At 68.8% G+C, this 8,992-nt stretch carries 7 protein-coding genes and 1 pseudogene; 3 read left to right on the plus strand and 5 right to left on the minus strand.

Features of this window, described 5'->3' with window-relative positions:
- Positions 1-381: 381 nt before the first annotated feature.
- The gene (locus ACZ5C2_RS30725; protein ID WP_468798695.1) at positions 382-828 is read right to left on the minus strand and encodes a cold-shock protein; all 447 of its coding nucleotides are present in this window, start codon (positions 826-828) and stop codon (positions 382-384) included.
- 854 nt (positions 829-1,682) lie between these two features.
- On the opposite strand from ACZ5C2_RS30725, the gene ACZ5C2_RS30730 reads away from it, so the two are divergent.
- The 3 genes from ACZ5C2_RS30730 (at position 1,683) to ACZ5C2_RS30740 (ending at position 4,641) form a co-directional block, all read left to right on the plus strand.
- Positions 1,683-2,384, plus strand: coding sequence for a hypothetical protein (locus ACZ5C2_RS30730; RefSeq protein ID WP_468798726.1), 702 nt, complete (start codon positions 1,683-1,685; stop codon positions 2,382-2,384).
- Positions 2,385-2,500: 116 nt separating this feature from the next.
- On the plus strand, positions 2,501-3,193 hold the full coding sequence (locus tag ACZ5C2_RS30735; protein ID WP_468798698.1) for a response regulator transcription factor: 693 nt from the start codon (positions 2,501-2,503) through the stop codon (positions 3,191-3,193).
- A complete protein-coding gene (locus ACZ5C2_RS30740; protein ID WP_468798701.1) occupies positions 3,190-4,641 on the plus strand; it encodes a sensor histidine kinase in 1,452 nt (483 codons plus the stop codon). Before ACZ5C2_RS30735 ends, ACZ5C2_RS30740 begins: the two co-directional genes overlap by 4 nt.
- Before the next feature lie 199 nt (positions 4,642-4,840).
- Here ACZ5C2_RS30740 and ACZ5C2_RS30745 read toward each other — a convergent pair whose 3' ends face one another.
- The 4 genes and pseudogenes from ACZ5C2_RS30745 to ACZ5C2_RS30760 all read right to left on the minus strand — a co-directional run bounded on the left by ACZ5C2_RS30745 (position 4,841) and on the right by ACZ5C2_RS30760 (position 8,369).
- Positions 4,841-6,991 carry an MMPL family transporter gene (locus ACZ5C2_RS30745; RefSeq protein ID WP_468798704.1) on the minus strand — a complete coding sequence of 717 codons (2,151 nt, stop codon included), beginning with the start codon at positions 6,989-6,991 and terminating at the stop codon, positions 4,841-4,843.
- 86 nt (positions 6,992-7,077) lie between these two features.
- The gene (locus tag ACZ5C2_RS30750; protein ID WP_468798707.1) at positions 7,078-7,203 is read right to left on the minus strand and encodes an aromatic-ring hydroxylase C-terminal domain-containing protein; all 126 of its coding nucleotides are present in this window, start codon (positions 7,201-7,203) and stop codon (positions 7,078-7,080) included.
- Positions 7,204-7,244: 41 nt separating this feature from the next.
- Positions 7,245-7,693, minus strand: a pseudogene (locus ACZ5C2_RS30755) (hypothetical protein); the annotation flags it as partial.
- Between the two features lie 265 nt (positions 7,694-7,958).
- Complete coding sequence (locus tag ACZ5C2_RS30760) at positions 7,959-8,369, minus strand: DUF4259 domain-containing protein (RefSeq protein ID WP_468798710.1); 411 nt, start codon at positions 8,367-8,369, stop codon at positions 7,959-7,961.
- Positions 8,370-8,992 lie beyond the last annotated feature (623 nt).

Here is an 8,992-nt window from a genome sequence, read left to right on the forward strand (position 1 = left end):
GGTCACGGAAACTGCCTCGCTCTCTGTTCTTCCCGCTTCGCCGCAACGGGTGGAGAGAAGACATCGGGTCAACATCCGGCGACCAGGAGCGGAATTCTGCGGTGTGCTGAATCGCCGTCGCAGCATTCCAGAAAACCGTGACATCCACGATGCATTGCACGGTCGCCCCGATCAATACCGGACGGGACCGTTTCACCCGGACGTTACGCGGGGTGCTCGGCCAATGGCCCGGGTAGGGTGCCGAGACAGGAGAACGAGATAGCGGCGCTTCTGGGTGCCGGCGCGGAATGGCGTCACGCGCGTGGGAGCCCCTGAAAAACCGGCAGGCAGTGAACGGTGCGGGTGACATCCGGGGGAGCCGAAGCTCCCCCGGACAGTCGGTCAGCCCTCGGTCCAGCCGTGGTTCTTGGCGGACTGGAGCAATCCCGCTCGGATCTGCACGATCTGATCGCCCGTCAGTGATGGAGCGCTCGACAGGAGCACCTCGGTCACCTCGTGCAGGTACTCGTTCGCGGCGAGCACGTCGCACAGGGAGTCGTCACCGTCCGCCTGCCTGGCGGGCTCCGACGCCAGGGCCGCGGCGGCGTCGGCGGGCGTCTGGAAGGCCGGAGACTTGGCGTCGGCCCCCTCCGCGAGCCGGACGGCCGAGGCTTTCAGCCCGCGGTCACCCTCCTCCACCTCGAACTGGACCGAGAGGCCCGAGCGGAGGTAGTGCTCGGGGATCAGGAGATCGTTCACGTGCAGGAAGACGTCGTCCCCTCCATGATCGGGAGCAATGAAACCAAAACCCCGCACACTGTCGAACCGCACCACACGACCGGTAACCATACCCACCAACCCCTTGCCACCGGGCCCCTTGCCCGGATCAGCGTCATACTGCAGAAGATAGGACAGGGGAGCCTTCGGAGGCGAGCGCACCGGCGGGCCGCCCCCACGGGCCCGCCGTCGGTGGCTCGTCCCGCCAGGTCAGATTTCAGTAGCGCACGGTTCATTTCAGAGCGTTCATCGCGGCGGCTTCAGAAGCGAAGTCGGCAACCATCGGCCGGGCTTGATCGTCCTGCGGGTATGCCACACCCGAGCCCCGAACGGTCCACAACTCAGCTTGACTGGCCACACTGTGGCCAAGGCACCACCCCGGAGGACCCGGTCGGCTGCCGCGGCATCCACGTCCCCGGCCACACCGCGTGCCTCGCCCATCTGTCCGACGCCGACCGCGACGCCTACCTGCCCAGCCTGACCTCCGGCACCGACATCGATCACCGCGGTATCCCCTTCACCTCGCTCCTTCTTGACGCCCTCCTCAACGCCCTCCGCGCCCCCCCCGCCACCAGACACCCCCGCTTCGGCAGAGCCCGATTTGATTCAGCGGTCTTCCTGGGCCGCGCCAGGTTCGTGTCGGTGACCTTCGAGGGCTACGCCGTGTTCACGTCGGCATCCTTCGGGGCGGCGCCGTGTTCACGTCGGCGGCCTTTGAGAGCGGCAGCACATTCGCGTCGGCATCCTTTGGGGGCGGTGCCGCGTTCGGGTTGGCGACTTTCCAGGACGGCGCCTGGTTCCCGAGGACGACCTTCCTGGACGGCGCCGTGTTCGATGCGGTCACCTTCCAGGGCCGCGCCTGGTTAAGGTCGGCGACCTTTGAGCGCGGCGCCTCATTCGAGGCGGCGGCCTTCCAGAGCGATGCCGTGTTCGAGTCAGCTGCCTTCCAAGGCGACGCCTGGTTCGAGCAGGCGGTTTTCGAACGGTTGGTAAATCTCGGGCCGTTTGTGTGCACCGGGCGGGTGAGGTTGTCTGGGGCGGTGTTCAACGGCCCAACGGCCCTCTCGTTGCCGCGCGCCGCCTGGAGCGCCGACGCACGCGCTGGTTCTCCACGGCCCAGGTACGGCTGCGCTACGCCACGGTGGACTTCACGCACGCGGTCTTTCGAGTACCCCCCAATCGCGGCAGAGGCCGACCCCTTCGTGCTCCCCGACGGACGGACGGTAGCGGAACAAGCTCTCTGGTCCTCGGACAGACCGGTCTTCGCCACCCTGCTGCTTGTCCCCCTCGCGATCACCTCCAACCGGTGGTCGATGCGCCGCTTCGGCAGCGCGACCGACGTGATCGCGAACGTCACGGCGAGACTCAGCAACGCGGCGTTTCCGAGTACGCCGGCGGCGTTCTGCTTCAGCGTGGCCACGGCGTCGTCGTCGCCGCTGAGCGCAGCGGCCAGCAGCACGGTCACCAGGAGCACCGGGATCAATGGCAGCAGCCGCAGGATGATGAGGGTTGGGCGCGGGAGCCACCTGGGGACGTCGAGCGCCCGTGACCGCCGCGGAGGATCTACTGTCTGGTTGCCGGGTGCGATGCTGGTCATCTGGTCCTCCCCTGCTCATGAGCCGAGGTAGGTTCCATTTCTTAGGCATCCGTAGGGGCGCGGTCCCCAGCGACGCTCTAATCCTGGCCTCAGGTTGATCGGGGACAATGAGCGGCAAAAACATCGACTGGAAGGGGGCGGGCCGGCGTGCGGATCATGATCGCGGATGATGACGTGGCCATCCGTGAGTCGCTGGAGCGAGTGCTCCAGGTCGAGGGTTACGACACGAGCACCGTCGCCAACGGTTTCGCCGTGCTCGAAGGGGTCGGTGGGGCCAGCGGTGACACGCTGGATCTGCTGCTCCTCGACGTGATGATGCCCCACCTCGGGGGGTTGGAGACCTGCCGGCGGTTGCGGGCCGCGGGGCGGGATCTGCCGGTGCTGATGCTGACCGCCCGTGACCAGGTCTCCGACCGGGTCGCGGGGCTGGACGCGGGCGCCGACGACTACCTGCCCAAGCCGTTCGCCACCGAGGAGTTGCTGGCCCGGGTGCGGGCCCTGCTGCGCCGGCGTACGCCGACCGACGAGGAGTCGCAGATCCTGTCGTTCGCCGACGTCCGGCTCGATCCCGACAGGTTCGAGGCGTGGCGGGGAGGGCGGCCGCTGCGTCTGACCCGGACCGAGTTCTCCCTCCTGCAGGTCCTCATGAGCAACGCGACCCGGGTCCTGACCCGCGACGTGCTGTTCGAGGCGATCTGGGGCTTTGGCATGAGCTCCACTGCCAACAACCTTCAGGTATACGTGAGCTACCTGCGCCGCAAGATGGAGGCCGAGGGTGAGCCGCGATTGATCTACACGCTGCGCGGCCTGGGATACACGTTGCGGGAGACTCCTCCGTGAGCAGGCCCGCCGGCCGGGAACCGCGCCGGCTGACCCGATGGTGGCGCCGGCGGTCCCTGCGGACCAGGCTGACGGTGATCGCGGCGACGGCCATCGCGGTCAGCGTGTTCCTGGCCTTCCAGGTGGCCAGCGAGCTACTGGACTGGGAGCTGCGGGACACCGCCGAGAATCAGCTGCGCGCCGACTCCCGCGTCCTGGCGGCGAACGCGGAGCGCGCCGGTCTGGCACAGGTCGAGCTACCGCCATATCCCGGAGCCGGTCGGCTGGTGCGGGTCATCCTGTCCGACGGCTCGATCCGGACGCCGGCCGGCCAACCCTCGCTGCCCCCGGTCAGCGAGCAGGCCGGGCGCGTGGCGCAGGGCGTGTCGGCCGACCTGATGGAGTCGAACGACAGCGACGAAGAAGGCTACGTCATCTACACGCTGCGGGCGGGCGACGGCGCGGTCCAGGTGGCCCGCGTCGTCGACGACGGCCCGATCAACCAGTTCGGGTTCGGCATGCTGCTGATCGGGCTGCTCTGCGTGGTCGGCGGCGCCCTTGTCGGGCGGACCGTGGCGCGGACCGGGCTGACACCGATCGACCGGCTGACCGCCGCCGCCGTACGTGTCGCGCACACCCGGGATCTCGACGCCGACATCCCGGATGAGGGCGGTGGGGAGATCCGGCGGCTGATCCAGTCGATCAATGACATGCTCGCCGCGCTCCGCAACTCCCGGCGGGCCCAGCGGCTGCTCGCCGAGGACGCCGCCCACGAGCTCAAGACCCCCCTCACCAGTCTGCGCCTCAACGTCGAGCTGCTGATCCGGCTCGATCGGCGCGGCACCCTGGACAGCGCACTGCCGGCGGAGAGCCGGACCCGGCTGCTCAACGATCTCGGCGTCCAGGTGGCCGAGTTGAGCACCCTTGCCGCCGAGCTGACCGACCTGGCGCGCGGTGACGTCAGCGACGAGAGCACCGAGGTGCTCGACCTCGCTGACGTGGTGGTGGCCGCCGCGACCCGGGCGCGTTCCCGCGTGCCCGACAGCGAGGTCGCGCTCGACGTGACCTCTGTGTGGGTGAGCGGGCGCCCCGCTGCGCTCGAGCGGGCGGTGCTCAACCTCATCGACAACGCCGGCAAGTGGTCCCCCGCGGATCAGCCGGTCCAGGTCCGGCTCCGTGCCGAGGGCGCGTCGGCGGTGCTCGAGGTCGATGATGCCGGGCCGGGCATCGACGCCGCCGACGTACCGCGGGTGTTCGACCGGTTCTACCGTGCCGACAGCGCCCGGGCGTTGCCGGGATCCGGTCTGGGGTTGTCGATCGTGCAGCGGGTCGTCGAAGCCCATGGCGGCCGGGCCACCGTCGCCCGCTCCGCACGCGGTGGCGCGCTGCTGCGGGTCGATCTTCCGGCCGCGGCCCCGCCCGCCCCGATCGCGCGGCTCACCGCCGGGGAGGACACCGAGGTGCGCTGACCCGCCCTGGTGGCGCGGCGCAGGACAAGGGGCCGGCCCTCGGGCATGGCCCTGCGCGGCTCACCCGTCGGGGCAGGACACCGCGATGCGCCGACCCCAGCCCCGGCGCGTGGCGCAGGACCAAAGGGCGGCGGCCGCGGCTCATGAAAATCCGGGACGGGCCTGGGGCCCGTCCCGGAACTCGTCCGTGCCGCCGCGCTCACCGTTGCAGCGCGGGCTCCTCGTCGTCGGCGAGCGGCTGTTGACCGTCCGGCAGCTCCGCCGCTGGACGGGACAGCCGGCTTGGCCACCACATCCGCCGGCCGATCAGCAAGGTGAGGGCGGGCACCAGGACCGACCGCACCAGCAGGGCGTCGAGCAGCACGCCGAAGGCCACCAGGAACCCGACCTCGACCAGCATCACCAGCGGAAGTGTGACGAGGACCCCGAACGTGGCCGCCAGGACCAGGCCTGCCGAGGTGATGACGCCACCGGTGGCCGAGAGGGCTTTGAGCATGCCCTCTCTGGTGCCGAGACGCACGGTCTCCTCCCGGGCCCGGCTGGTCAGGAAGATGTTGTAGTCGACGCCGAGCGCCACCAGGAACAGGAATGCCAGCAGCGGCACCGAATAGTCGATGCCCTTGAATCCGAGGATCGTGTCGAAGACGAACACGCTGCCGCCGAAGGCCGCGGCGAATGAGACGATCACGGTGGACATCAGGATCAGCGGGGCCACGATCGCGCGCAGCAGCAGTCCGAGGACGATCAGGACGACGACGAGCACCAGCGGGATCACCAGCTTCTCGTCGCGCTTGGTGGTCACCTCGGTGTCGAGGTTCTCCGCACTCGGCCCGCCGACGATCGCCTCCGCCCCGCTCACCGCGTGCACGGCGGTGCGCACCCGCAGAATCGTGTCGTACTCCGCGGCGGTGTCCGGCGCGTCCTTGGGGAACACGGAGATGTTGGCCCAGCCACCGCTGGTCTGTTCCGGGACGGCCAGGACCACGCCGCGCGTGTCCTTGACGATGTCGAGCACCCGCTCCTGGTGTGCCGGCCGCGTGAAGACCGTCATCGGCTGGCCGCCGAGCTCCGGGAAGTGCTGGCGGAGAACGGTGAAGCCGGTGACCGACTCCGGCGCGGACAGGAACTGGTCCTGCTCCCGCAGGGCGCCGGTGTTGCCCGCCAGCCCGAGGGCGAGCACGCCGAGGACTCCGAGCGAGCCGAGCGTCGCCACCCACCGGCGGCGGCTGATGGCGGTGCCGAGCCGTCCCCACAGCCCCGGCTTCTCCTCCACGGCCGTGCTGAACCGCGGGATGGCCGGCCAGAAGATCCGCCTGCCGAGCACCACGAGCACCGCCGGGAACAACGTCAGCATGGCCACCAGCGCGCACAGGATGCCGGCCGCACCGATCGGGCCCAACCCGCTGGTGCTGTTCAGGTCCGCGACGAGCAGGCAGAGCAGGCCGGCGACCACGGTGGCCGCGGACGCGACGATGGCCGGCGCCGCGCCGCGCAGCGCGTGGACCATCGCGACCCGGACGTTCTCATGGTGGTGCAGTGCCTCCCGATATCGAGCGATGAGCAACAGCGCGTAGTCCGTGCCGACGCCGAATACCAGGATCGTCAGCAGCGCCGAGTTCTGGTCGTTGACCACGATGCCGAAGCCCTTGACGAGCAGGTAGACGGTCCCCATCGAGGTCAGTGCGGCCGCGCCGACGGCCACCAGCGGGATGATCCACAACACCGGGCTGCGGTAGGTGAGGATGAGCAGGAGCGTGACGACGGCGATGGTGGTGAGGAGGACCTGCTCGTCGATGCCGTCGAAGACGGCATCCATGTCGCCGTCGATCGCGCTCGGGCCGGTCACGTCGAGTTCCAGGCCGGAGGGGCGGTCCTTCGCGGCGTCACGCAACGGGCCGACGATCTCCTCCGGTGGGCCGTAGGCCGTGCTCACCTCGAGAGTGAACGTCATCGCCTTGCGGTCGGTGGAGAGGCTCGTCGGTGAGCCCCCGTCGTCCTCGCCGTCCGCCGGCGTCGTCTTCGGCGGGTACCGCTTGGCAAGGGTGTCGTAGTGGCGCTCGACCGCCGCGCGGTCGGCGGCGTTCATGCCGTCGGCCCGGTGGTACACGAAGACGAACGTGCTGTCCTCACCGCCGGGGAGACTGTCGTCCAGCGCCGCCACCTTGGTGGACTCGGCACTGGCCGGAAGGGTGTCCACGGCGCTGTCGGTGGTGACCGAGCTCAACTTTCCGCTCAGTGGCACCATGCCCGCCGCCAGCACCAGCCACAAGCCAATCACCAACCATGGCACCCACCGGCCTGCCAACCGACCGGCCGGCGCTTCCCCGGACGGCGCTGCGTTGACTGCCATCACTAGCCTCCTACACACGGGTTGCATCGCTTATCTGGATGCCTACTTGCTACCGAGCGAACCTGAGACGACTGTTAATACGGTGCTCAGGCCGGTTGGCCGAACCATGTGCCCAGCGCACGCACCAGCGTGGTGGCGTCGAGGTTCTGCCCGGTAGGCAAGGCCCAGGTGACACAGCCGTCGGGCCGGATGAGCAACGCGTCGACGTCCACCTGGTCCGTGCGGGCGGTGACGGTGTTGAGCGAAGGGGCTGGAGGGGTCCAGGATGGATACCGTCCACGGGGACGCGGTGCACCGCGTCCGGGCTGAGGGGCACTGCCTGCCAGAGCGAGCAATCGTCGACCCTGGTTGCGACGGGGAGGCCGCAGGCTTCACAGGCCATGTTGGCCCCGTCGGCCCCGTCGAGGCCGCAGCAGGCACCGCCGAGTTTCTCAGGCATCAGCCGGGTTCCGCGGATATCGCCGGGCGCGATGACACTCGCCCCGGGCGGGCTGTCGAGCAGGGCGTGCACCGGCGCATAGATGCCGCGTGCCGCCGCCTCGCCCGGATCGAGTTCATCCCACATCCGCCACGGCCCTCCCACAAGGGTCCGGGTCCACGGCAAACGTCCCGGACTCCATGAGCACCGGAAGCTGGGCCCCGTTTTCCGTACTTCTGGCGGGCATGGACGAGCAGTGAGACCTGGGACAGCGGGGTGGTCAACTCGGTGCCGCACCCCGCACGCACGAAAACGAACGAATGTCCACCGATGCGGAAACAGGGGCATCTTCGCAGCTCGTCGGCAACCGGACAGGGTTTCTCATTTGTTGCGGGAGCGACACCTGGCACCGCCGTGGTACCGGCGGTCGCCTCCGACCGAGGCAAGCGACTCACTCAGTGTTCGAATGTCCGGTGTGCCGTGGCGCCTCCCGAAGCGGTGAACATCTGCTGCCCGTTCTCCGGTTCTGGCACGACTCCCGTATAACGGTCACGATTGGTGCTCGAGTGCTTGGAGGATCTGTCGTACTTCCTGGTGCCACTGGTCGGCGTCGGCGCTGTCCACCCAGCCGGTTGCCATTTCTGATCCGTCCCGGAGAACCCGGTCCAGTGCGAGTCTCGCCGACGCTCCAAGGGAGGCTGGCAGTTCGGGCAGCGGTTCCCTGGGGCCGTCGTCCGGGTCAATCACGATGGGACTGTCCGGGAGGGTGCTGGCTACGAGAGCGCCGGCGGCAACGGCTCCGGCCCTGTCTCCGCCATCGACGCGTTCTCCCGAGTCGGTGACTCGCTGAAATGCCCGCCCCAGCACATCAATGACCTGCTGGTGGGTGAGTCCCTCAAGTTCATCGACGAAGTCTGCGGCGAGGTCGCTGTCGAAGGGGCCGGTTCCCCACGTTCCCATGCATCGCTCCTGATACGGCTGTCTCGGACGAAGGCATGGTTCCAGGAGCCGCTGACATCGGTCATGGGGCGAGGAGGACCCGCTTGCGGAGCAATGCGAAGCCGGCCCGTCCGAACATCTGGCGCTTGAGCATCTCGGTCCGGTTGACGTGTCCTTCGACGACGCCGGAGTCCCAGGGCAGGGTGAGTGTCGGCGTACTCGTCTATGCGGCCCTGGCAAGATTTTCGTGATGCTGGGGGTGCGACCGTGCGCCGGTGACGCTCTGTCATGGGTAGCGGCGTCGGAGCAAGGCCATGAGGATGACGCGGTGGCGGTGCAGTGGGAGATGTCGTGGGCGTGGTCCTGGTGGGGCGGCTGGAGTGATCACTGGTTGCGGATGGGTGGTTTTGTCGGCTGCTTCGGGCGCGGGCCGGGTAGGTGGGTGTGGCTGTTGGTGATGAGTACCCCCAGTGCGTACGCATCGCCTTCCATGTCTTCGATGTGGCGGTGAGGCATCTCCAGATGCTCTTCATGCTGCTGGTGGCGGCGCCCTCTCTGTCAGCCTTGGGTGAGACGTCCCGCTCTGCGGGGTTAGCCTGAGAGGGCACGACAGGAGAACCGCCCCATATGCCAAGCACTGAGCC

The sequence above is a fragment of the Streptomyces sp. NPDC031365 genome, assembly GCF_055569765.1.

Excerpts from the sequence above, each read along its gene's own strand:
- ACZ5C2_RS30760 (WP_468798710.1), bottom strand. The coding sequence starts at position 8,369 with ATGGGAACGTGGGGAACCGGCCCCTTCGACAGCGACCTCGCCGCAGAC.
- ACZ5C2_RS30725 (WP_468798695.1), bottom strand. The coding sequence starts at position 828 with ATGGTTACCGGTCGTGTGGTGCGGTTCGACAGTGTGCGGGGTTTTGGT.
- ACZ5C2_RS30745 (WP_468798704.1), bottom strand. The coding sequence starts at position 6,991 with ATGGCAGTCAACGCAGCGCCGTCCGGGGAAGCGCCGGCCGGTCGGTTG.